At 63.7% G+C, this 23,782-nt stretch carries 21 protein-coding genes; 13 read left to right on the forward strand and 8 right to left on the reverse strand.

The features are described from left to right. Nucleotides 1–141: 141 nt before the first annotated feature. Nucleotides 142–729, forward strand: a complete 588-nt coding sequence (locus tag ABXS05_RS21520) for a GNAT family N-acetyltransferase (protein WP_367625344.1) — start codon at nt 142–144, stop codon at nt 727–729. Nucleotides 730–770: 41 nt separating this feature from the next. Here ABXS05_RS21520 and ABXS05_RS21525 read toward each other — a convergent pair whose 3' ends face one another. The 5 genes from ABXS05_RS21525 to ABXS05_RS21545 all read right to left on the reverse strand — a co-directional run bounded on the left by ABXS05_RS21525 (nt 771) and on the right by ABXS05_RS21545 (nt 7,677). Next, on the reverse strand, nt 771–1,457 hold the full coding sequence (locus ABXS05_RS21525; RefSeq protein WP_311932969.1) for a DUF1523 family protein: 687 nt from the start codon (nt 1,455–1,457) through the stop codon (nt 771–773). A 119-nt stretch (nt 1,458–1,576) separates the two neighbouring features. After that, complete coding sequence (locus ABXS05_RS21530; protein WP_367625345.1) at nt 1,577–2,911, reverse strand: DUF6638 family protein; 1,335 nt, start codon at nt 2,909–2,911, stop codon at nt 1,577–1,579. Between the two features lie 181 nt (nt 2,912–3,092). Beyond that, nucleotides 3,093–5,042, reverse strand: a complete 1,950-nt coding sequence (locus ABXS05_RS21535) for an AAA family ATPase (RefSeq protein ID WP_367625346.1) — start codon at nt 5,040–5,042, stop codon at nt 3,093–3,095. Nucleotides 5,043–5,258: 216 nt separating this feature from the next. Continuing rightward, complete coding sequence (locus ABXS05_RS21540) at nt 5,259–6,419, reverse strand: hypothetical protein (protein WP_311932972.1); 1,161 nt, start codon at nt 6,417–6,419, stop codon at nt 5,259–5,261. A 178-nt stretch (nt 6,420–6,597) separates the two neighbouring features. Next, a complete protein-coding gene (locus ABXS05_RS21545) occupies nt 6,598–7,677 on the reverse strand; it encodes a coiled-coil domain-containing protein (protein WP_367625347.1) in 1,080 nt (359 codons plus the stop codon). A 657-nt stretch (nt 7,678–8,334) separates the two neighbouring features. Here ABXS05_RS21545 and ABXS05_RS21550 point away from each other — a divergent pair. Together ABXS05_RS21550 and ABXS05_RS21555 are read left to right on the forward strand one after the other, a co-directional pair. Next, entirely contained in the window at nt 8,335–9,387 is a 1,053-nt protein-coding gene (locus ABXS05_RS21550) for a catalase family peroxidase (protein ID WP_367625348.1), read from the forward strand. Next, a complete protein-coding gene (locus tag ABXS05_RS21555) occupies nt 9,384–9,923 on the forward strand; it encodes a cytochrome b (RefSeq protein WP_367625349.1) in 540 nt (179 codons plus the stop codon). Before ABXS05_RS21550 ends, ABXS05_RS21555 begins: the two co-directional genes overlap by 4 nt. A gap of 51 nt (nt 9,924–9,974) precedes the next feature. Here the strand turns inward: ABXS05_RS21555 and ABXS05_RS21560 are convergent, their stop codons facing one another. The 3 genes from ABXS05_RS21560 to ABXS05_RS21570 all read right to left on the reverse strand — a co-directional run bounded on the left by ABXS05_RS21560 (nt 9,975) and on the right by ABXS05_RS21570 (nt 13,131). Then, on the reverse strand, nt 9,975–11,258 hold the full coding sequence (locus ABXS05_RS21560) for an HlyC/CorC family transporter (protein ID WP_367625350.1): 1,284 nt from the start codon (nt 11,256–11,258) through the stop codon (nt 9,975–9,977). A gap of 125 nt (nt 11,259–11,383) precedes the next feature. Then, nucleotides 11,384–12,517, reverse strand: a complete 1,134-nt coding sequence (aroB, locus tag ABXS05_RS21565) for a 3-dehydroquinate synthase (RefSeq protein ID WP_311932981.1) — start codon at nt 12,515–12,517, stop codon at nt 11,384–11,386. Beyond that, the gene (locus ABXS05_RS21570; RefSeq protein WP_311932983.1) at nt 12,514–13,131 is read right to left on the reverse strand and encodes a shikimate kinase; all 618 of its coding nucleotides are present in this window, start codon (nt 13,129–13,131) and stop codon (nt 12,514–12,516) included. The genes aroB and ABXS05_RS21570 overlap by 4 nt, the downstream gene beginning before the upstream one ends. Before the next feature lie 133 nt (nt 13,132–13,264). Between ABXS05_RS21570 and ABXS05_RS21575 the strand changes: the two genes are divergently transcribed. From ABXS05_RS21575 to ABXS05_RS21620, 10 genes are all read left to right on the forward strand, one after another. Continuing rightward, entirely contained in the window at nt 13,265–13,429 is a 165-nt protein-coding gene (locus ABXS05_RS21575; RefSeq protein ID WP_311932986.1) for a histidine kinase, read from the forward strand. A gap of 120 nt (nt 13,430–13,549) precedes the next feature. After that, nucleotides 13,550–14,221, forward strand: a complete 672-nt coding sequence (locus ABXS05_RS21580) for a methyltransferase family protein (RefSeq protein WP_311932988.1) — start codon at nt 13,550–13,552, stop codon at nt 14,219–14,221. 136 nt (nt 14,222–14,357) lie between these two features. Further along, the gene (locus tag ABXS05_RS21585) at nt 14,358–16,415 is read left to right on the forward strand and encodes an FUSC family protein (protein ID WP_367625351.1); all 2,058 of its coding nucleotides are present in this window, start codon (nt 14,358–14,360) and stop codon (nt 16,413–16,415) included. A gap of 77 nt (nt 16,416–16,492) precedes the next feature. Continuing rightward, nucleotides 16,493–17,188 (forward strand): acid phosphatase, encoded by a 696-nt coding sequence (locus ABXS05_RS21590; RefSeq protein WP_367625352.1) that lies wholly within the window; start codon nt 16,493–16,495, stop codon nt 17,186–17,188. A gap of 59 nt (nt 17,189–17,247) precedes the next feature. After that, on the forward strand, nt 17,248–18,186 hold the full coding sequence (locus ABXS05_RS21595; RefSeq protein WP_367625353.1) for a site-specific tyrosine recombinase XerD: 939 nt from the start codon (nt 17,248–17,250) through the stop codon (nt 18,184–18,186). A gap of 842 nt (nt 18,187–19,028) precedes the next feature. Further along, nucleotides 19,029–19,610 carry a dTDP-4-dehydrorhamnose 3,5-epimerase gene (gene rfbC, locus ABXS05_RS21600; RefSeq protein ID WP_311933048.1) on the forward strand — a complete coding sequence of 194 codons (582 nt, stop codon included), beginning with the start codon at nt 19,029–19,031 and terminating at the stop codon, nt 19,608–19,610. After that, nucleotides 19,610–20,662, forward strand: a complete 1,053-nt coding sequence (gene rfbB / locus ABXS05_RS21605) for a dTDP-glucose 4,6-dehydratase (RefSeq protein ID WP_311933049.1) — start codon at nt 19,610–19,612, stop codon at nt 20,660–20,662. The genes rfbC and rfbB overlap by 1 nt, the downstream gene beginning before the upstream one ends. A gap of 34 nt (nt 20,663–20,696) precedes the next feature. Next, nucleotides 20,697–21,632: a dTDP-4-dehydrorhamnose reductase gene (gene rfbD / locus ABXS05_RS21610; protein ID WP_367625354.1), complete on the forward strand. Its 936-nt coding sequence runs from the start codon at nt 20,697–20,699 to the stop codon at nt 21,630–21,632. Between the two features lie 53 nt (nt 21,633–21,685). Continuing rightward, complete coding sequence (gene rfbA / locus ABXS05_RS21615; RefSeq protein WP_311932997.1) at nt 21,686–22,567, forward strand: glucose-1-phosphate thymidylyltransferase RfbA; 882 nt, start codon at nt 21,686–21,688, stop codon at nt 22,565–22,567. A 43-nt stretch (nt 22,568–22,610) separates the two neighbouring features. Next, the gene (locus ABXS05_RS21620; protein ID WP_367625355.1) at nt 22,611–23,645 is read left to right on the forward strand and encodes a hypothetical protein; all 1,035 of its coding nucleotides are present in this window, start codon (nt 22,611–22,613) and stop codon (nt 23,643–23,645) included. Nucleotides 23,646–23,782 lie beyond the last annotated feature (137 nt).

Genomic DNA, 23,782 nt, shown 5'->3' on the forward strand with positions numbered 1-23,782 from the left:
AAGGCCAAGCGGCAGGCATCACTTCCCGCATGGCAGCCTTGTGTGCAGTGCGACGGAGATCGCTTGCAATTTATGCTGCGGTGCACAATATTTCGGACATAGGGAGGTGACGACTCGGGGGTAAGCCACGAGGACTGCGAGATGAACCAGATCACCACCATGGCCCCCAGGGGCATTATCCGGCAGTTGAGACCGTCCGATCTGCCGAAGTTTCGCGATCACCTGCTGCGGCTGGACCGGGAAAGCCGGCATGATCGTTTCAACGGCGGCATCAGCGCCAGTTTCGTCGCCGACTATGCCGAGCGCAGCTTTCGCGGTGGTGCAACCGTCATCGGCTATGTCGAGGACGGCCAGGTTCTCGGCGCGGCTGAATTGCATGAACTGCCCGAATTGGAGGAGCCGACGGCCCAGATCGCCTTCAGTGTCGAACGTCACCGCCAGCATCAGGGCATTGGCGGGCGGCTGTTCGCGCGCCTGCTGCTGCACGCGCTCGGCCTCGGCTATACCCGCCTCGAGGTCTCCACCCATGCCGACAATGCCAGCATGAAGGCGCTGGCCCGCCGCTTCAACGCCAAGCTCAGCTTCGCCCAGGGCGAGACCATGGGCGTGATCGAGCTCGATCCGGCGGTGACGTTGGAACATCCTGCCTTCGAGGCGATCGGCGAGATGCTGCCGGGGCCGCTGACCCTGACGATCGTAGGCGAGGGCATCGCCAGAGCGGCGGCCTGAGCCCTTCAAGTCTCCAGGTCAGATATCTTCCCGGCTTGATCCTATTTGTAGCGCCGCTGGTTCTTCGGCTTCCAGCTGTCCAGCCAGCGCCGGATCCGGGCCATGAAGCCGGTGGCCCTGCTCGAAACCGCGACGGCATGATCATCGACGGCATCGGCCGCCGCGCTGACATGGTTCTCGATGCGGGTCAGCATCGGATCGATCCGCTCGCGCTTGAAACGTCGCAGCCGGAAATAGAGCCAGATCAGTCCGATCGCTAGGCCGCCGAACACGAAGATCCGCATCCAGGGGATGACATATTCATCGGGGCCCGTCGCGGCCCGGATCGAGAGCGCGTTGGGGAACATGGTCAGATAGGTGACGCGCCAGCCATAGCTCTTGATCACCACCCATTTCGGAGTTTCCGAGCTGGACTGGAAGGACTGGGCGGCCGCCATCAGGTTGCCGGAGTCGAACTTGTAGTACCAGGGAAAGCCCCAGTCGGTATCCTCGTTGCGATATACGCGCAGTGCGCCGCCGGGATAGACGGTGTTGATGAAGCGCACGTCGCGCGTGTTGGTCGCCTGCACATTGGGCGCCTCGCTGTCGAAGAAGCCGGAACTGTCGAGGCGCTTGGTGTCGGTGCCGACGATGCGCACCACGTCATAGCGCGGCAGCACCTGGTCGAGCCAGCAATAGCCGACCACCAGCGCCAGGACGATCAGGAACCATTTGAACAGGCGCAGCATGAACTCTCCGGGGTGCGCGGGCGTCCCAACGACATGCCAGCATGTCGTGATGCCCGCTTCTTCCTATCCGACAGGTGGGGTGTTTCCAAGAGGCGGGCAAGATGCCTGCGCGCCCGGAATCACCCTTTCGGGATTGCTCCCCAGGGTCCGGCCTGTGGTGCCGGCTCTTCCTCCGGCGTGCCGTCGCCGAACAGATCCTCCCAGGCATCGTCGTTCCTGAGTGCTTCGTCCCGGGACAGGAATTCAACCACATAGTCCTGCTTGCGCGCGGTCCAGCCCTGATAGGCCTTGTAGAAGGCCGGCTTGTTGCACAGGAAGAGCTGGCGGATGTCGAGGGGCGTGAACTCGCTCAGGAGCTGGTTGACGAGGTCGCGGTCCGGCAATTGGGCGGCCCGATAGAGATAGAAGCAGCCCGGTTCCGTCGGTCCGGGCAGGCGGGGCTCGAGACCCTGCTCGGCGGCGCGCAGGGCCGCCTCGACCACCTCGAATTCCGGCGGAAGGTCATCGGCGTGGCGCATGGCGAAGCGGCGCAGATCCTGCCGGTTGAGGCGGGCCAGTTCCGCCGGCGCGTCGGCCTTGCCGGCAAGGACATTGGCCAGCATGAAGTCGAGCCGCTGGCGCAGCAGCGCCTTGGCATTCAGGTCGGCCGCCTCGAAGACCGAGGTGATCAGGCCGTTGAGCTGCAGGAAGTGCCAGACATCCACGGCGCTTTCGAGATTCTTGGTCTCCACGGCCCCGATCTTGGGAAAGCCGGGCGCCACGCCGCGATAGAGCATGGCGGGGTATGACAAGTCCCGGAACAGATAGAGCCCGTCGAAATAATTGGTGTAGAAATTGCCCTGGCTGTAGTCGGTCTTGCGAAAACGCACCGGATTGCGGGTGATGTCGCCAACCCGGCCGGCAAGCTTGATCATGGTGTCGATATAGGCGTCGTCCTGCCACAGATCGTCCTTGGCGCGGAAATCCTCGACCAGGCGCGACAGCTGCTCGGCCTCGCCCAGCCGGTCGGTCGGCGTATTGGCCTCGACGGTGACGGAGCGCAGCTCCAAGAGGTCCGCCGGGCTCTTGATGCGCCACATCGAATGCACGAGCTCGCCCATCACGGCCTCGCGCACGCTGAGGGCCATCAACTCCCTGGCATTGTCCTGGATGAAGTTGCGCAGCACCGAGCGCATGGTCGAGAACTGCGCGTTCAGCAGCGGCGCCTTGAGCTGGTCGAGGCTGAGCAGGATGAACATCCGGTTGCAGCCCTCGGGATTGAGGTAGCGGATGTCGTCGAGTTCGTCGCCGACCTCCGGCGAGAAGCCGGAGAGGTCGATGTGGAACTCGGTGAGGGTGGTGCGCTTGCCGATCAGCTTTTCCAGCGCCGCATTGTAGCGTGCCACCATGGTGGGGGAGGAGACCTCGATGAGGTTCCCGAACATCAGCCCCGCTTCGATCAGACGCTCTAGCATGATGGCGCTTCCCGGAAGTTATCTGTCATTCCCGGCGCCGCCACAGGCGGCGGGAAGGGGATCCAGGGGCTATGTGCACTACTCTCTGGCCCCTGGATCCCACTCACAAGCAAGCTTGTGAGGATACCAAGGCCTTCGGCCTTGCCGGGGATGACAGAACGTCCAACGCCGACGATCACTATCATGTGCGCTGCTCCAGATAGCGTTTCTTGGCTTCCTCCATGCGGCCCATGTCACGCACCGCATTGTCGATGGCGGCCTCGTCCGACTTGTCGGCATAGCGGAATTCACTGTCGGCGTAGCGGTTGATCTCCTGGATCACCATCTCGACCGTGATGGGCCTGGCTAGCTCGGAGATCATCGCAAGCTTGGTGGCATAGTCCTTGGTCAGGAACAGCTCGGGCTTTTCCATCCATTCGTCCGGCAGCTCGAAATCCATTGCCCTGACCTTGATGGCATCGGTGATGTTCTTGATGGCACGGCCGGTGAAACGCTCATCGGCCTCCTGGATCGCCTTGAGATAGGCGCCGAGCCTGGCGACGGTGTCGAGCGCCCCGATCTTGCCCTGCACGCTGTCGAACACCTTTTTCAGGGCTTCCTCCTGCGGGCGCGAATGCGCGTCATAGGAAGCGGCGACCGCCTTCTTGATCTCCTGGGCGGCGAAGAGATCGTGCTCTCCGAGCGGAATCTGGTGGCGCTTGCCGAGCAGCAGGGAGAGGAGGTCGATATAGTCCTCCTTGCTCTGCGGGCCGTCGACCAGGAAGCGGGCGCCGGCGCGTTGACGCAGGGCGTCGTCGACATTCTCCGGGAAGTTGGAGAACATGCCGAAGGTGCAGTTGCCGCGCACCACGGTGTTGGCGCCGGCGAAGCTTTCCATCAGCACGGCGGTGATCTCGAGCTGGCCCGAGGAGGATTGCCGGTCGCCGCGCTTGCCGGCGAGCTGGTCGATGTCGTCGATGGTGCCGAAGCCGATCACGGCCGGGTCGATGATCTCGCGGATGAAGGCCTTGGCGTTCTGGGCCGACTTGCCCTGGTAGGAATCGATGCTCTCGGTGGAGAGGTTGGCATAGCGGAAGGGATAGCCGGCATTGGCGCAATAATCGTTGAGCAGGCCCGCCATCATCTGGATCAGCGTGGTCTTGCCGGTGCCGGGCTTGCCGTCGCCCATGAAGGTGAAGATGAAGCCGCCGAGTTCGGCGAAGGGGTTGAGCCGCTTGTCGAAATCATAGGCCATCAGCATCTTGGCCAGCTTCATCGACTGGTATTTGGCGATGTGGTTGCCCACCACCTCCGTCGGCTTCTTGAAGGCCATGGTCAGCGTGGTGGAGCGCTTGTGGGTGGCGGGCGTGAAACCGTTGACCTGGAAGTCGTCGGCCTCGACACGGTAGGCGGCGCTGGTGAAGGCCTCCAGGCGCGGTGCGGTGCCGGCGCGCATGGCGACCGCCTCCATCAGCCGCTCGCACCAGGCCGTCAGGGTCGGCACCAGCTTGAGGCTGCCATCCATGCGGCTCAGTATGCCGTCGAGCTCCCACAAGGCGCCCTGCAGGGCGAGGGCGGGATTGTCGGTGAGAATCTCTTCCAGCTCGCCGACTTCCGCCTGGCCCTCGCTCGCCTGGGCGGCGAGCAGGAAGGAAAGCATGTTGGCGGTGACGTGCAGGCCGATCAGCGAGGCCGCCGCGAGCAGTTCGGCGAATTCGGTACGCCGGGCAGGGTCGAGGCGGCCCTCGCGATTGTCGCGCTTGAGCTGTCCGAGGGCAGTGCGCTCCTCATAGAGCTCACCGACGGCCATGGCGGTGGCCAGCGCCCGGCGCAAAGCCTGCAGCACACTGGCCTGGGCCGGGCTCATCAAGGCTTCGCCGGGGTCGGCCTGGCTGATGCGTGCGATCAGGTGGACGCCGTCCTGCGCCGCGCTGGAACGCGCGGTCAGGCCCGGCGTGGTGGCGCGGAACAGCCGGCCGGTCGCGGTCGGGATGCCGGGGGAGCGTTCGGCCGGCGCGGTGCCCGTCGATGCGGGCCGTGCCTTGGCGATGCGCGGGGCATGGTCGAAGCCCTCCATCAGGGCCAGGGCCTGGGGATACTGCGCGCGGATCGCCGCCTCGCGGATTTCCATCAGGTTGAGGGAAGCGGTCATGGGGTCCTCGTGGTCAGGATGGGGCGCGGAATGCCTTCTCCACGTAGTGGGGAAGGTGGCGTTGCGAAGCAACGACGGATGGGGTGCGGCCCGCTAACGGTACTCGATCCGGACAGGGCGCAGCTAGCGGCCCACACCCCATCCGACCCGACTTTGTCGGGCCACCTTCCCCGCTTCGCGGAGAAGGCCGGTCGCGCTTTATTCTGCGCACTCCCATCACAGCCCCGTCAGCAGCGACCCGTCCTCGCCCACCACATATTTGCGCACGTCCCGGAAGCCGGGGGGATCGCGGTCGACGAGAACCTGATAGGGCAGCACCGGCAGGACGAGAGAGCGCTCGAGCCGGGTGACGCCGGCCTCGGCGGCAGCGGGCTGGTACTGGTCGAGGTCGAAGATCTCGCGCTCCACCGTGGACAGCAGGCCCGCAGGCACCCTTTCGCTGCGGGCCGAGACCAGCGTCTCGATGGTCCAGGCCAGGGCCCAGTCGCTCTCCTCGGTGCGCGAGACCTCGGCGAGGATTTCCCGCAAGGGGCCGGTCTGCTCGGTGAAGGCATGCGAATACATCGGCCCGACATGGATGCGCCTCAGGAGCTTGGGGTGCAGATTGTCGAAATCGACGTCGAAGCCGCGGGCAATGGTGAGGAGCTTGAGACTGGAGAGCGACTGCGCCATCAGGTGGGACTGCACCTGCGGCCAGCGCATCTGGTCCTCGTTGAGGATGACATGGCCGGTATCCTCGACCACCAGGAGATAGATCACCGGCAGGCTGAGGGCACTGTCATAGACGGCCCAATGCAGCAGGTAGCGCCGGCGCTGCGCTTTGGGGTCGGACAGCAGCACGAATTGAGGGTGGTTCTGGGCGAAGAACAGGCCACGCGATTTCAGCGTCTCGTAATAGATACGCTGGCTCATCGCATATTGCAGGTTGGTCGGCCTTGCGCGTTCGGAGAGGATGGCCGCGATCATCTCCTCCTTCAGCCGGGCCTGGTCGGGCTGGTTGGCGAGGTGGCGGTCGACCTGTGCCAGGTCGTTCGCCATCGTCATGATCTCCTGGAACACCGGAAAGCCGCTTTCCGAGCGGTCGATCGCCAAAGTGAGCGGCAGCGAGGAGACCCGGCCCGACATCAGGTGCTTGAGGCTGAGGGCGGTGAAGGTCTTGGCGAGGCGCTGGAGATAATTCTCGATCAGGTCGAGCTGGATGTTGGCGAACTCGCCGCCGCCATATTTGGCGTCATCGGCCAGGCTCGCCTGGTTTCCCTGGCCGGTCTGGCCGGCGATCTCGCGCAGATGGCGGATGATGCGGGAGAATTTGCCGAAATAGCGCCGCATCGCCTGAGGGTCCGGCAGGGTGACGTGATCGTTACCGGGAGGGGTCAAGGGCGGCCTCGGACTCTCTACCCTCCCCTGGAGGGGGAGGGTCGGCCCGCAGGGCCGGGGTGGGGTGATTTTGCCGGAAGGGCTGACACGTTACGGCGCATCCCGAGGTCGGGCGGTGTTGCCACCCCACCCCGATGCTTTGCATCGACCTCCCCCTCCAGGGGAGGGTAGGCGCGCCTCACGCCCCGCCATAGAGGTTCTTGTCGTGCTTCTCGACGATCTTGGCGAAGCGGCGGGCGAAGCGCTCGTCGGATTTGGCCTTTTCTTCCAGGATCTTGCGGGCGAAGACCATGTGGTCCTCGTGCTTTTCCATCATCTCGGCCATGCGCTGGTTGGTGGCCGAGCCGATGGCGGCCATGGCGGCCTGGGCTTCCTGGTCGGTCTTGACGCCGATCTCGTTGATGCGGTGGGCGACGTCCTGCTGCTGGGCCGTCTTGAGCGACTTGGTGAGCGCATCATAGAGAACCACGCGCTGCTTGGTGTCGGTCTGCAGCTTGTTGATCAGCACCATCTGGGTGGCGGCCTGGTTCTGCAGGCTGTCGACCCAGCTCTTGCCCTGCTCGATATAGCGCTCCAGCGTCTGCGACTGCGCGAGCTTGACCTGCTCTTCCTGCACGAGATTGTTGTAGGCCGCATTGGTCTGGGCAAGCTCGGTCTCCAGCCGCGTGCGGGCGGCGGCATCCTGCTCCATCGAGATCTTGTTTTCGAGATCGATGATCTTCGGATCCATGGCCAGGACCTGGGCGCGGATCTTCTCCAGGTCCGCCACGGTGCTCTCGCGATCGGACAGGGTGCCGGACAGATTCTTCTCGACCCGGGTCTTGTGGTCGTTGAGCACGCCGAGCTGGCTCTGCAGCAGATTGACGATGATGTCGGACTTGGAGATCAGGTCCTGCAGCTTGTCGTCGATGGAGGCGGCGCGCAGGCGCTCCTCGCGCATGGAGTCCGATTTGGCGGAGGAGAAGATGCCCACGAAGCTCTCCCAGCCGGACTTCTCGCGCATGGCGTCGAATTCCTTGGAGAAGCCGGCGGTGACATCGTCCAGGCCCATGATCAGCTCGGCGATGTTGGCGTTCATCGCGTTGGAATGGGCGTGAACGTCGTCGAGCGTCGCGTTCTGGATATCGATGGAGATGTCCTCGCCCTTCTCCATCTTGGAATGGGCGAGCTCGATCTTCGAGCTGACCTCGGAAATCTTGGCCTGGGCCGCCTTGATTTCAGCTTCGGCGGACTTGATCGCGGCGTCGAACTCGGCCATGCGGCTCTCCCCTGGGTTGGCCACCCCGGAGCGTGCGGCGTTCATGCCGAACGCTTGTCTGCTCCGGGTTCGTTGTTGCCAAGCCAATCCAACGGATTGGCTTGGAGCGTCTTTGCAATTCTTGGCGATTGCGCCAATTCGGAAGATGCTTTGACTGTTGAGCAACCAAATAGGGGAAATCGAGCCAAGTTTAAAGGGCGCACTCTGGTGTCGGCAACTGGCGTGTGACGTAGGGCACAAAGGGGAGGGGAAGAGGGAGGCGGACCCGCTTGATGTGGCCATGCGCGGCCGGGAAAGGAGAAATGTGAGGCCTCGGCATATCGGATCTCGGAAACAGATCGATAGCCTTCGGGATCCCGCCGCGCATATCCGTGAGCTTGATCGTTCACGCGAATTTCAGACGCACGGATGACCTCACTGCGTGTTTCCGGCGTGGAGGAATGCTATCAAGTCAACTCGATGTCGAAAGAGGGGCGCCAAGCGTACGCCATCATGAATGTGCCGCCGTCGCCTGTGGCGCGGGATGCGACGAGTATTGGTCGCCATGTCTGCTTGACTTGCCTCCATCCTCGGATGAAGAATAAGAAATTCTTCGGCAGTTGAGGAAGAAATTATCTTTTCTTTTTATCGTGTCGGAATTCGGCTTAAGGAGTTGTGATGTCATCAAGTCCGGCGTCCTCCTATTCTACCTGGTTATCTTTTGCGATTATTGGGGTGGTCGTCGCAGGTGGAGGCGCTGCTTTTGCCTACACTGCCGGGTGGCTTTCACCCCAGGCCCTCACCTCGCAGAAACTCGTCGATGCCCTGGCGCCCGCCACCGGGCCGGCGCTCGGCCACCGGCGCAATCATGCCAAGGGCATCTGTTTCACGGGGCAGTTCGAGGCGAATGGGTCAGGTGCCAGCCTGTCGAAGGCCAGCATGCTGGCGGCCGGCAGCTATGCGGTCGTCGGGCGCCTCAATCTCGGCACGCCGGACCCGAAGGCCAACGATGCCACGGTTCGGGTGAGGGGACTTGGCATCCAGATCACCGGAGCCGACGGCCAGCAATGGCGCAGCGCCATGATAGACCCGCCCTTCTTCCCGGTTTCCACGCCGCAGGCATTCTACGAGCTCCTCATCGCCTCGGCGAGCAAGGATCCGGAGGCGATGAAGCGTTTTGCCGGTGCCCATCCCGAAATCGCGGCGTTCGGCGGCTGGGCCAAGGCTACGCCATGGACGGCAAGCTATGCCGAGGACCGTTTCAACAGCCTGAACAGCTTCATCTTCACGAATGCAGCGGGCGCGGAGCAGGCGGTGCGCTGGTCATTGGTTCCCACGGTCGCCGCCAGTGCCCTTGCGCCGGACGATCTGGCCAAGCGCAACGCCGATTTCCTCGAGCAGGAAATCGCGGAACGGGTGAAGGCGGGACCCGTGCAATGGAAGATGGTCGTCACCCTGGCCAATCCGGGCGATCCCACCGCGGATCCGAGCAAGGCCTGGCCTGATGATCGAAAGACGGTGGAGGTGGGAACGCTATCCGCCACGCAGATCCTCGCCGAGGATCATGGGCCGTGCCGGGACATCAACTTCGATCCGACCGTGCTTCCCGACGGCATCCGCACCTCGGACGATCCATTCCCGGCCGCCCGTTCGGCGGCCTACGCCGTCTCGTTCGACCGGCGAACGGCCGAAGCCGGCAGCTATCCCACCCAGCAGGGAGCACAGCAATGACAGCGGCCAGCGGCTCCTTCTCGCTCCTGCAGCGACTGTTGCACTGGGTGATGGCGATCTGCATTCTCGCCATGCTGTTCATCGGCGTGGCGATGGTGCGGACGATCGGGCCGGACTATCTCTCCCTGATTTCAATTCACAAGAGCCTCGGCGTCGCCATCCTGGTGCTGGCGCTCCTCAGGCTGGCGGTCCGGTTGAGAAAAGGTGCGCCTGCCTTGCCCTATGATCTGCCGGCGCCCGTGAAGCTGGCAGCCTATCTGTCGCATCTGGCCTTCTATCTGCTGATGATCGGGATGCCGCTGATCGGATGGGCGATGATGTCCGCGGCGGGTTACCCGATCGTCCTGGCGGGCGGCTTGCGCCTGCCTGCGATCCTGCCGGCCAGCCGCGAAATGCATGCCCTGCTCTGGGATGCTCATTTCTATCTGGCAATGGCCTTCTTTGCGCTGGTCCTGGTTCACATCGCGGCAGCTCTCTTCCACCTGCTGGTAAGGCGGGATGAGGTCTTCAAGCAAATGACGGTTGGGACCGAGTAAGGCGTATGGATCAGGCTCAGTGACGAGGCGGATGCCTCTCGGGGGCCACTCTCACGCGTCCGGCGCCTCCGGCACGATCGGCGTGATCCTGAGCGAGGCGATGCGGTTCTTCTGCTTCCTCAGCACCTGGAAGCGGTAGCCGTGGAAGGTGAAGGTCTGGCCGGCCTCGGGGATGGTGCGGGCCTCGTGGATGACGAGGCCGGCAATGGTGGTGGCCTCTTCGTCCGGCAGGGTCCAGTCCATGGCGCGGTTGAGGTCGCGGATCGGCACCGAGCCGTCGACATTGACGGCGCCGTCCGCCTGTGGGCGCACGCCCGTCACCACCAGATCATGCTCGTCGGAGATGTCGCCGACGATTTCCTCGATGATGTCCTCGAGCGTGACGATGCCGAGCACCGAGCCATATTCGTCGACCACGAAGGCAAAATGCTGCTTGCGGCGGCGGAAGGAGCGCAGCTGGTCGACCAGCGAGGTGGTGTCGGGCACAAACCAGGCCGGCAGGGCAATCTCCTCGATGTCGAGCTTGAGGGGATCGTTGCCGGCGGCGTCGAGGGCACGCAGGAGGTCCTTGGCATGCAGCACGCCGATGATGTTCTCGGGGCTCTCCTTCCATACCGGGATGCGGGTATAGGGTGCGGCGAGCACGCTCTGCACGATCTGGGCCGGCCCCTCTTCGAGGTCGACGGAGAACATCTTGGTGCGGTGGACCATGACGTCGTCGACGGTGAGCTCCTGCAAATCGAGCAGGCCGCCGAACATGTCGCGGTCGGTCTTCTCCACCGAGCCTTCCTTGTGCAGGAGGTCGACGGTGCCGCGCAATTCGTCGGCGGCCGAGAGCAAGGAGGGGTGCTTGCCGACTTCCAGGCCGACGAGGCGCAGGATGGCGCGCACCAGCCAGCCGAGCAGGCCCGTCACCGGCGAGAAGATCAGCACCACCAGCCGGACCGGCCAACCGACCGCCAGGGAGAAGCTCTCGGGATAGTTGATGGCGATGGTCTTGGGCAGGATCTCGACGAAGATGATGGTCAGGACCGAGATGACGATGGTGGCGTAGAAGATGCCGACATCGCCGAAAATGTCGAGCAGGATGCCGGTGGTCAGCGCCGCCGCGGCGGTGTTGACGATGGAAGTGCCGACCAGGAGCGAGCCGATCATCGCCTCGCGGATGTCGAGCAGCTTGTTGACGATCTTGGCGCGCTGGCTGCCATTCTTCTCCAGCGACAGCAGCCTGGCCCGCGAGGCGGCGGTGAGCGCGGTTTCCGAGCCCGCGAAGAAAAAGCCCGCCAGCAGGAGCAGGAAGACGATGAAGAGCGAGTACCAGGCCTCGGGATGCATGGGTTACTTCCGGCTCGGCCCAAGGAAAGAGATCGTCATGGCGGGCGCAGCGAAGCAATCCGGATCTTCATGGCAGGCCAAATCCGGATTGCTTCGCTGCGCTCGCAATGACGGTTCAGACATCATCACGCTCCCAGCTTGCCGGCGCCGGCGAGCTTCTCTTCCAGGAAGCCCGTCACGGCACTGGGGTCGACGTCGTTGGCGATGAAGCTTTCGCCGATGCCGTGGGTGAGAATGAAGGTGAGCTTGCCTCGCTTGACCTTCTTGTCCTGCAGGATCGCGTTCATCAACTCGCCCGCCGTGCCGGCGCCGCCCGGCACTTGGTCGATGCGGGTGGGCAGGCCGGCTGTGGCAAGATGGGCGGCGACGCGCGAGGGCGTTTCCTGCGAGCACAGGCCGAGCCGGGCCGAGAATTCATGGGCCAGAACCATGCCGATCGAAACGCCTTCGCCATGCACCAGGCGGGCGGAATTGTAGCCGGTGACCGCTTCCAGCGCATGGCCGAAGGTGTGGCCGAGATTGAGCAGGGCCCGCTCGCCGGTCTCCGTTTCGTCGCGGGCGACGATGCCGGCCTTGGAGCGGCAGGAGGTGGCGATGGCCTCGACGCGCGCCGGCCCGCCGGCCATCACGTCCTGCCAGTTGTTTTCCAGCCAGTGGAAGAAGGGGGCGTCGTTGATCAGGCCATATTTGGCGACCTCGGCATAGCCGGCGCGGAATTCGCGTCTGGAGAGGGTGTCGAGCACCTGCGTATCGGCCAGCACCAGGCTGGGCTGATGGAAGGCGCCGACCAGGTTCTTGCCGTGGCGGGAATTGATGCCGGTCTTGCCGCCGACCGAGGAATCGACCTGCGCCAGCAGGCTGGTGGGGATCTGCACGAAGCGCATGCCGCGCCGGACGGCGGCGGCCGCAAAGCCGGCCAGGTCCCCGATCACGCCGCCGCCAAAGGCGACGACGAGATCGCCACGCTCGACGCGGGTGGCGATCAGGCCTTCGCAGACCTCGGCGAAGGTGGCGAAGCTCTTGGATGCCTCGCCGGGCGCAACCGTGATGGTCTGGTGCTCGAGCCCGGCCGCATCCAGGCTCGCCGTCAATGTCGCCAGGTGCAGGGCCGCGACATTGGCGTCGGTGACGATGGCGAGGCGCGCCTTGGGGGCGAGGGCGGAAATGCGTTGGCCAGCCTCGGCGAGGAGGCCCGGGCCGATGGCGATCTCGTAGGAGCGCGCGCCCAGCGCGACGGGAACGACGATGGGCTGGCTCATGCCGGTTTGTCCGATCTTTCTGTCGATAAATGATGTTCGAGGGCGGTGACGACGTCCTCGAGCACTGTCTCCTGGGCGACGTCGCGCGACAGCACGGTGACATCGGCGCCGGCATAGATGGGATAGCGGACTTCGATCAGCTTGCGCAGCGTGCCTTCCGGATCGGGTGTCTGCAGGAGCGGGCGGGTCGGCTTGCGGCGAACGCGGCGCATCAGCACGTCGAGTTCCGCCTTCAGCCAGATCGAGATACCGCAGCGGGCGATGAGGGTGCGGGTCTCCTCGTTCATATAGGCGCCGCCCCCGGTCGCCAGCACGATCGGCTTGTCGCAGGCAAGCAGCCTTGCGATGACGCGGCGTTCCTTGTCGCGGAAGAAGGCTTCCCCATCCGAGGCGAAGATTTCCGAAATGGTCTTCTGGGCGGCTTCCTCGATCTCGGTATCGGCGTCGCGGAATTCGAGGCCGAGCCGGCCCGCCAGGCGCCGGCCGACGGCGCTCTTGCCCGCACCCATCATGCCCACCAGCACGACCGACCGCCCCGCGAGGGCTTCCGCCATTTTCTTCTCGCGCTCGGCCGGGACAGGGGGTGTCGCAAAGCCGCTCATATCGTCCTGCATCAACAAGTCCATCGTTCTAATGAACCGGAGAGGGGCCTCGATGCAAGAGCCTCACGGGTAAGCGGAGGGCACAACGCCATGGTGCTGCCCTCAATCGCGCACTATCCTGGCACCGTTGCGTTTCAGGATCCTCATGCCCAGCCTCTTCCGTTTCCTTGTCATTCTCCTGCTGCTGGGCCTGGCCGGGTTCGGCCTCGTCTATGCCCTGGGCACATTCGTGAAGCCGGCGACGCGGCCGATGAGCCAGGACATTCCGCTCAGGAACCTGGAGCCGCCGAAGGAGCCGGCCAAGCCCTAGCCTGCTCGCATGCTGGCGGTTCGGGGCGGGAGCGGCCCTGTTTCCCGTTCGGGGTTCCGAGAACTGCATTTTCGCCCAATACCTGCGGGATGATGCCGTTGCCGCATGGGGACAATGGCAATGATCGTCAAACTGGTCCTGCAAAATCTGGTGTTCGTCGGCATCATGGGCCTGGTGCTGTTCCTCTCCGCGGGCACTCTGGCTTGGACCGCGGCCTGGTTTTACCTGGTTGTTTCCCTGGCCGTCGGCCTCGCCGCCGGCTTGTGGCTTGCCTGGACCGATCCGGACCTGCTGGCCGAACGCATGAGGCTGAAAGCTCCCGAGCAACCCAGCGCGGACAAATGGTTCATGCTGGTCTTCCTCGTGGTCGCCGTGGTCTGGTTCGTGGTGATCGGGCTCGAACGGCGCCTGCGGGCTCCCACCATGCCCCTCCCGCTCGAGGCCGTCGGGCTCGTGCTCTATCTGGCTTCCACGCTCTTCGTCATGTGGGTGTTTCGCGAAAACTCCTTCGCCGCGCCGGTGGTCAAGGTGCAGGCCGAGCGTCACCATCATGTGGTCTCGACAGGCCCCTATGCCTTTGTCCGCCATCCCATGTATGCCGGCGTCATGCTCTATTTCATCGGCACGCCGCTGTTGATCGGCTCCTGGTGGGGGCTTGCGATGATGCCGGTGTTCTTCCTGGCGTTCGCGCTCCGCTCGCGCATCGAGGAACGCACCCTGATGACAGGCCTGCCAGGCTATGCCGATTACGCCCGGAGCGTGCGCTATCGCATGCTGCCCGGGATCTGGTGAGGCCGGAACAGGTTCGGAAACGATCGTTTCCTATTCTCATGACAGCAGCTTGCGCCTCACGGCGGCAGCATGCTCTTCATCATCGCGCGCCATGATCGGGTACCAAATCAGCGACAAACCCTGTATGGCCGGTGTGATGCCTCGCTCGAATTTCCTGCCTGCCCGTCCATCGTTCAGCCTGCCGCATCTGGCCATGCCGCCGCGGGCCGACTGGGTCTTCGCATTCCGCACCACCGCAGTCGGGCTCGTTGCCCTGGCGATCGCCTATGCGCTCGGGCTTGAACAGCCGCAATGGGCGATGATGACCGTCTATATCGTCAGCCAGCCCGTCGCCGGCATGGTGCTCGCCAAGGGGCTGTTCCGGCTGGCCGGCACGCTGATCGGCGCCCTTGCCTCGGTGGCGATGGTCAAGCTCACGGGCAGCGAGCATCTGTTCTTCCTGGGGCTGCTGGCCGCCTGGATCGGCCTGTGCACCTTCGTGGCCTCGACCCTGCGCAACCCCGAAGCCTATGGGGCGGTGCTGGCCGGCTATACGGCCGCCATCATCGGCCTGCCGGCTTTCGACAATCCTCATCTCGTCAACGAACTGGCGGTGGCGCGCTGCATCGAAATCATGCTCGGCATCGTCTGCGCTGGCCTGGCCAGCCGCTTCCTGCTGCCGCAACTCGCGCGCGACGTACTGGTGGAACGGGCCGGCGCCAGCCTCAGGGACATTGCCCGCTATGGGGCCGGTGCGATCGGCGGCACGGCGAAGGCCGAGCTCGACACGCGCTACCAGCGCCTGATCGTCGATATCGAGGCGCTGGCGGGCATGCGCGCCTATGCCCGCCTGGAAGCGCCCAGCCTGGTCACGCATGGGCGCATGGCCCGGCACACGATCGGCCACATGCTCTCGGCCATCTCGGCCGTGCACACGCTGCTTGCCCATGCCAGCGCGCCCGATTCGAGCTGGCGCCCGCTGCTCAACCGCATCAGGACCATGCTGGACGGCATCGCCCAGGGCGACTGGCTCACCCAGGATGTCCGCCCCTGGCTGAGGCAGATCGAGGAATTCTGCCGTGAGTCCGAGGCGATGCGCGGCGCACCGCTGCAGCCGCACGAGGACCGCGCCGCGGCGGCGGCTCGCATCACTTTGCTGATCGAGTTCCTTACCGCCATCCGCCAGGTGCTGGAGGGACTGGCCGCCCTGCGGCTGCGGGCGCCCGACCCACCCGGCCAATGGAAGCTGCCGGCCCTCACCATCGATCGCGACTATGAGGTGGCGGCCGTCAATGCCATCAGGGCGGCGATCGCCACCACCATCGTCACCGCCTATTGGATCGCCACGCGCTGGGCCGACCTCGCCGGCGCGGCGGTGATGGTGGCGGTGATGTCGAGCCTGTTCGCCACCATGCCCAATCCGCTGCGGTCGGCCTGGGACTTCCTCAAGGGCACGGCCTATTCGGTGCCGTTCGCCTTCCTGGTCGGCCAGCTCATGCTGCCCCACCTGCCGGGGCTCCCCTGGCTGCTGGCGCTGATCGGGCTGGTGCTGCTGCCGGCGGCTCTGGGCATGGCCAATCCGCGCTTCACGCCGATCGCCACGGCCTTCGCCATCAACTTCCTGCTCTTTCTCAACCCGCGCCAGCCCATGGTGGCCGAGCCCTGGTTGTTCATGAATGCGGCGATCGCGGTGCTTGGCGGCGGGTTGCTCAGCCTTGCCGTGTTCGCCGTGGTGCTGCCCCGCCGGCCGCAAAGTGTGGTCGAGCGCGTGGTCGAGGCTTTCCGGGCCGATCTTACCCGGCTTTGCCTGCATGAGCGCCTGCCCAAGCCTTCGGCTTTCGAGAGCCTGGCCTATGATCGCATCAACCAGCTGATGGCACCGCTGGAGCGCGTGGGCAGCAAGGGCCAATATGTGCTGGACGGGAGCCTGGCCGCGGTGACCATGGGGCTGGAGATTCTGCGCCTGCGCCGCTTCCTGCGCGAAGGCCTGATCGAGCCCGACCATGCCGCCGCCGTCTCGGAGATGCTGGTGCGTGTCGCCGGTCTCCTCGCCATCCGCATTCCGCATGCCAAGCTGTTGCGCGACATGATCGTATCCCTGAGGGGGTTGGCGGCCGAGATCGTCAAGGAAACCAGTCCCAACGCGCATCTGCAGGCGGCTGCTTCGCTCAGGGTGATCGCCTTGGCCCTGGAGGATCATCCGCTTTATTTCTGAGCTGCGGCCCGGCAACGTCACGGCGTTGTCATCGACCACTGCCAATCGGACGGCGCCCCCACCCACAGGAGCGCCCCATGCGCACGATTCTCGCCGCTGCCGCCTTGCTGGCTCTTGCTGCCTTCGCCCCCGCGAAGGCCGAGGATGCCAAGCCCTTCACCGATGCGAAGATCATCGATCTCGTCACCATCCTGCCGCCGCCGCCGGCCAAGGACTCCGACAAGACCAAGGCCGAACTAGCCGAGATCCTCACCCTTCAGGTCGAGCGTACGCCGGAGATGGTCGCCCATGCCAAGGCCGACGACGAGGAGACGGTCTGGCGCTTCGCCGGCGAGCTGTTCGGTCCCAAATTCGACAAGGACAAGCTACCCAAATTCTCGGCTTTCTTCGACCGTGTGGTCGAGACGGAGGCGGCCGTCGTCGATCCTGCCAAGAAGATCCTCGACCGGCCGCGCCCGCATATGGTGAGCGATATCGTCAAGCCGGTGGTGAAGCTGTCGAACTCGGGCGCCTATCCCTCCGGCCATACCACGCTGGGCACCTTGATGGGGATCGTCCTCGCCGACATGGTGCCGGAGAAGCGCGCCGAGATCATGGCGCGGGCCTGGGACTATGGCCATAGCCGTCTGGTCGCCGGCATCCACTATCCTTCCGACATCGAGATGGGCCGCATCTCCGGTTCGGTGATCGCCGCAACCATCTTGCGCCAGGATGATTTCAAGGCAGAGTTCGCTCCGGCCAAGACGGAGCTGCGCGCGGCGCTCGGCTATTGAGCGGGTGCCATACGGCGCGGTTTTCCGGCTGTTAACCTCGGTGGGCTTAGGCTGGTGCCATGTCCAAGCCCGCCAGCGACGCTCGCCTGATCAATGCCTTTCTCGACATGGTGTCCGCCGAGCGCGGCGGCGCCGACAACACGCTGCAGGCCTATCGGCGCGATCTCACCGACTATAGTGATTTTCTGAAGGGGCGGGGCGCAGCGATCGCCACGGCGGGCGCCGATGAGGCGCGGGCGCATCTTGCCGCCCTCAGTGATCTCGGCTTCAAGGCGACCACCCTAGCGCGCCATCTGTCGGCGATCCGGCAGTTGCACAAATTCCTCTATGCCGAAGGCTTCCGCACCGATGACCCGACCGGTGTGCTCGACGGGCCGAAGCGTGGGCGTGCCCTTCCCAAGGTGCTGGATGTGGCCGAGGTCGATCGCATGCTGGCGGCGGCGGCCGAGGGGATCGAGGATGCTGCCCGTCCATTGTCGGAGCGCCTGAGGGCGGCGCGGATGAGCGCCTTGCTCGAGACGCTTTATGCCTCGGGGCTGCGTGTCTCGGAACTCGTCAGTCTCAAGCGCACCGCGGCGCGGCCCGGGCTCGCCATGCTGAATGTGGTCGGCAAAGGCGCCAAGGAAAGGCTGGTGCCGCTCACCGAAGCGGCCCAGCGAGCCATGCAGGCCTATCTCGGCCTGCTCGCGCAGACGGGCAGGGACGGGGCCTCGCCCTGGCTGTTCCCGTCCTTCGGCGAGAGCGGCCATCTCACGCGCCAGCATTTCGCGCGGGAACTGAAGATGCTGGCGGCGAGCGTCGGTATTCGTGCCGACCGCATCAGCCCGCACGTGCTGCGTCATGCCTTTGCCAGTCATCTCCTGCAGAACGGCGCGGATCTGCGTTCCGTGCAGATGATGCTCGGCCATGCCGACATTGCGACGACGCAGATCTACACGCATGTGCTGGACGAGCGCGTGAAGTCGATGGTACGCGATCTGCATCCCCTTGCGGATTGAGACTGCGGCCGGGGGCATTGCGCGTCACCATGGCACCGCCATCCGCGCGGCCGGCCTTGCTGCCTGGTTTCCCGCCCTGCCCCTGATCTTTCGAGCCAGGCGGTAGTATCGGGGCAGCCCACTCGTCGTATGCCGTTGTTTCGCATGCCATTGTTCTTGCGTCTGTGTCCGGAAAGTACTCGGGGGCTGCCAGCCGGAATGCACAACCGATACTACTTCAATTGTTTTGAGCGGGTGGTGGCGCATCTGATTGCGATCAGGTAAACCTTTCAAGTGAAATGAGCGCACCCAAAACACCCGGATAAATCAATAAACTTAAGCAAATGGTGAAATTTTATTATGAAATTTCGAGCATAGTGACAAATTTAAATTATATGATCTGTTGTCATAGAAGAGCTAATTCGATTGATGTTGTCATATCCGCTTAAATATTATTATAATTTAGATTAAATTTATTTTCAGACTTCATCCGATATTTTGAAATGAACCCCTATTTGGAGTATTATTCCCTGGCGTAAATGAACTTACTTGTACGACTTATGTAGTGAAGCGAGTGAGTTGTCCGCAAACTTTCGGGATTTTTGCGGTGTAATTGTATTTTATGTCTGTATATTTTGTATTTGAAAGCAGTATTTTACCTCCCAAAAACTTCTATTTTATGTGTTATATACTAAAATTTAATGACAGTTTTACTTGATTTGAATTCTTGTCGTTTGATTCATGACGTAGATTAATGTAAATCGTTTTTTATACTATATTGTTCATTTTGGCTTAAAATATAGACTTGACATGAATGTCTTGCATCAAATACATCATTTAAAGTTCTGGTGAGTGCTAGTATGATGATTGTCGAGCGCCTGGCCATCCCTGAAGTCGTGCGAGTTCGCCCTCGACGTTTTGGTGATGCCCGCGGCTACTTCTCGGAAGTGTTCAGTGCGCGCGGGTTTTGCCAGCAGGTTGCCGAAGTAGAATTCGTTCAGGACAACGAGGCCTTGTCCGGCGCCGCGGGTACGCTGCGAGGCTTGCATTTTCAGCGTTCGCCGATGGCGCAGGGCAAGCTGATTCGTGTCATCCGCGGTGCGATACTCGACGTGGCGGTCGATATCCGCCAGGGCTCGCCGACCTTCGGCAGATATGTCTCGGCCCGCCTGGACGGGGTCGATGGCGACCAGCTGTGGGTGCCTGTCGGCTTCGCCCATGGCTATTGCACGTTGGAGCCGGACACGCTGGTTGCCTACAAGGTCACCAATTACTACAGCCCCGACGACGATGGCGGCATTCTGTGGAATGATCCTGCGATCGGCATCGAATGGCCCGTGCTGCCACAGGGCCCCGTGCTTTCGGCCAAGGACCAGGGGTTGCCGCTCCTGAAAGACTTGCCGGCTCAATTTCATTACAACTCCGAACAGGAAGGTGTCGCATGATGCGTGTTCTGGTGACAGGCGGTGCAGGCTTCATCGGTTCGGCCGTGGTGCGCCTGCTGGTGGGGGAGGGGGACGTCGAGGTGCTCAACTTCGACAAGCTCACCTATGCGGGCAATCCTCATTCTCTGCGCTCGATAGCTGGCTCACGAAATTATCGCTTCATGCGCGGCGACATCACCGACAGGCTGAAGCTGGATGCCGTCATGGCATCTTTTCGCCCGAACGCGGTGATGCATCTGGCCGCCGAAAGCCATGTCGACCGCTCGATCGCCGGAGCCGATGACTTCATCCAGACCAATATCGTGGGGACCTACACCCTGCTGGAAGCGTCGCGCGCCTATTGGCGTACGCTTTCGGGCCGGGAGCGCGACGCGTTCCGTTTCCTGCATGTCTCCACGGACGAGGTCTATGGTTCGCTCGGCAGCGACGGCCTCTTCACCGAGACCACGCGCTATGATCCGAGCTCGCCTTATTCGGCCAGCAAGGCGGCGTCCGACCACCTTGCCCGAGCCTGGATGCGCACCTATGGCCTGCCGGTGCTGATCTCCAACTGCTCGAACAATTACGGCCCGTATCATTTTCCCGAAAAGCTCATCCCGCTCGTCATCCTCAACGCATTGGAGGGACGCACATTGCCGGTCTATGGCGATGGCAGCAATGTGCGTGACTGGCTTTTCGTCGAGGACCACGCCCGTGCCCTGTGGACGATCGTGCGGACGGGCCGGCCGGGAGAGACCTATAATGTCGGTGGGCGCAGCGAGCGCAGCAATCTGAGCGTGGTCGAGACCATTTGCGACGTCCTGGACGGGCTCGTCGCCGGTTCGCGTCCGCGGCGGGATTTGATCGCCTTCGTGCCGGACCGCCCCGGCCATGACCAGCGCTATGCCATCGATGCCGGCAAACTCGAGGCGGATCTGGGCTGGCGCGCCCTCGAGACCTTTGAATCCGGCATCCGGCATACGGTGCAGTGGTATCTCGACAATGATTGGTGGTGGCGCCCGATCCGCTCGGGGGTCTATGCCGGCGAACGGCTGGGGCTCGTCAGCGCCTGAGCCTGCCGGCAGTCCGGATCCAGGAGGTTTCGCGATGCGTATTGTGGTGACGGGCAGGGAAGGGCAACTGGCTCGCTCCCTGCAGGCCGTTGGCGCGTCCTCTGGCGTGGATATCGTCTGTCTCGGCCGGCCCGGCCTCGATCTGGCCGAGCCGGCGAGCATTCCTGAGGCGCTCCTCGCATCCGGGGCGGATGCGGTCATCAATGCCGCCGCCTATACGGCGGTCGACCGGGCCGAGAGCGAACCGGAGAAGGCCCATGCGGTCAACGCCGTCGGCGCAGGGCTCGTCGCGGAGGCCGCGCAACGGCTCGGCGTGCCGATCGTGCATGTCTCGACCGACTATGTCTTCGACGGCGCCGCAGGCCATCCCTATCGCGAGGAGGATCGGGTCTGCCCACTCGGCGTCTATGGTGCGTCCAAGCATGAAGGCGAGCTGCGCGTCGCCGCCGCCAATCCGCGCCACGTGATCTGCCGCACCTCGTGGGTCTACTCGCCCCATGGCCAGAATTTCGTGAAGACCATGCTGCGGCTCGCCGGCGAGCGCGACGAGGTCGGCGTCGTCTCCGACCAGTTCGGCTGCCCGACCTATGCCCTCGATCTTGCCGAGACGCTGTTGCGGATCGCCCGGAAGGTCGTCGAGGAGAAGGCGGCGGCCTCACCCTTGTTCGGCGTGTTTCATGTCGCCGGTAGCGGTGAGGCGAGCTGGGCCGATCTCGCCGAGGCGGTGTTTGCGGCATCGGCATCGTCGGGTGGCCCCTCGGCCCGCGTCAGGCACATCGAGACCAAGGACTATCCCACGCCGGCCCGCCGTCCTGCCGATTCAAGGCTGGACACGGCCAGGCTGCAGCAGCGTTACGGCATCGCCTTGCCAGATTGGCGCGCCTCGGTCGCCGACTGCGTATCGCGCCTGCAGGCGGGGCGTGCCGGCGCGGGCTCACCCTCGCCCGTTTCTCCTCTTGCTTCGTCCTAACGGCCTTCGCAATCGGCCGCCCGTGGTGTTTTTGATCAAGGAAGTTATTGAGAATGCGCGGTATCATACTGGCCGGCGGCAGTGGCACCCGGCTCTATCCGATGACCAGCATCACCTCCAAGCAGTTGCTGCCGATCTACGACAAGCCGATGATCTATTACCCGCTCAGCACCTTCATGCAGGCGGGTATTCGCGAAATCCTGCTGATTTCCACCCCGCATGACCTGCCGCTGTTCCGCAAGATGCTCGGCGATGGTTCGCAATGGGGCCTGAAGCTGAGCTATGCCGAGCAGCCGCGCCCGGACGGCCTGGCCCAGGCCTTCGTGATCGGGGCCGACTTCGTGGCGGGCGAGCCTTCGGCGCTCATCCTGGGCGACAATCTGTTTTATGGTGCCGGCCTGCCCGGGCTGATGCGCTCGGCCGTCTCCCGCCGCGAGGGGGCCACCGTGTTCGCCTATCACGTCACCGATCCCGAGCGCTATGGCGTGGTCGGCTTCGACGAGAAGGCGGTGGCGACCTCGATCGAGGAGAAGCCCAGGCAGCCCAAATCCAACTGGGCGGTGACGGGTCTGTATTTCTACGATGCCGAGGTGGTCGACATCGCCCGGACCATCAAGCCCTCGGCGCGCGGCGAGTATGAGATCACCGACGTCAACCGCATCTATATGGAGCGGGGCAGCCTGCATGTGGAGCGCATGCGGCGGGGCTATGCCTGGCTCGATACCGGCACGCCCGACAGCCTGCTGCAGGCCGCCGAGTTCGTGCGCGTGCTCGAGCACCGGCAGGGCGTGCGCCTCGCCTGCCCGGAGGAGATCGCCTTTTCCAGCGGCTGGATCGATGCCGATCAACTGCGCCACCTCGCCAAGAAGGTCGAGAACAGCAGCTACGGCAAATATCTCCTGCGGGTGCTGGAGGAAGAGTCGCTCCTGTGGTGAGGCCCGTGCGGCCGAAAAACCAGCTTGGAAATCGGGCGAGGACATGCTGTTCAACATCGAATCGGACGAGGGCGGCGAGATCACCGGCTATGTCGTCCCGGACGATTTCGAGAAGACGCCGATCCTGCATGTCCTCGTCGACGGCCAGGTGGCGGCCCGCATCCGCTGCAGCGAGCCGCGCCCGGCCCTGGTCACGGCGGGGCGCCACCTCAACGGCCTGTGCGGCTTCCTGCTCAACGATGCCAATGTACCCGGCCTCGGCGCCATGCGCTATGTCGAAGTGGTGGACGAGGAAAGCGGCATCCTGATCTATCGCCGCAATCTGGACGCTCCCGGCCTGCCCAACCGTCTGTTCCGGCTGGAGACCCATCTGTTTCCGCTCTGGGGGCTCGATGCGGCGCTCAAGCAGCATTTCAACTATTTCCACCGCGGCATCGAGCGGCTGGGAAGCGAGACGGCGACCCAGATCTTCCATTTGTTGAACACCACCTCGCTCTATGTCAGCGGGCGGCTCACGCTCAGGCAATATGACGCGCTGATTCATGAGCGCTTCACCTGGGTGACCCTGCTGCACGACCCCTATTACGAACTGGCCGAGCGGCTGATGGCCCTCAAGCTGGTACCCAAATATGGCGATGCCCTGCTGGGCCAGCGCGATCTCTCCGCCTTCAAGCCCGCCATCGATTTCGTCGCAGACCTCGAGACGGACGAGGAGGGATTGGTGAAGGCCTTCGCCGAGATGCCGGGGCCGGTGATTTCAATCCTGTCCAATCCGCTTGCGCGCCAGCTTGCCGCCGAGGGCTTCGACGCGCTGTTGCCGCGCGGCGCCGTGGCGACGGCACTCGCCAATCTTGCCAGCGCCGGGGTCGTCGGCATTCGCGAACGGCCGCATGTCTTCGCCGAGGACCTCGAACAGATCATGCGCATGCCGCAGGGTGCGGTGCAGATCGCGCCCCTGTTGCCGCCGGTCCAGGCCCTGGCGGAACGGTTGCGCAGGCTGCCCGAGACCGAGGTGCTGCTCGAGGCCGATCTCGACATCTACGGCCAGGTCAAGGCGGCGGTCGCAGGCGGCGGCTGACAGGGTCGAAGAAATGCGGTTTGCGCATCGCCTGTCGACATGTTGGCAGTCGCGAGTTTATGTTTGCGCAAAACAAACTTTTCGTGCTATTTCAAAAGGCGTACGCGATACCTAATCGGAAGTACGGGTGGCCGTGG

Origin of the sequence: Labrys neptuniae (assembly GCF_040797145.1) — a bacterium.
Classification (GTDB): domain Bacteria; phylum Pseudomonadota; class Alphaproteobacteria; order Rhizobiales; family Labraceae; genus Labrys; species Labrys neptuniae.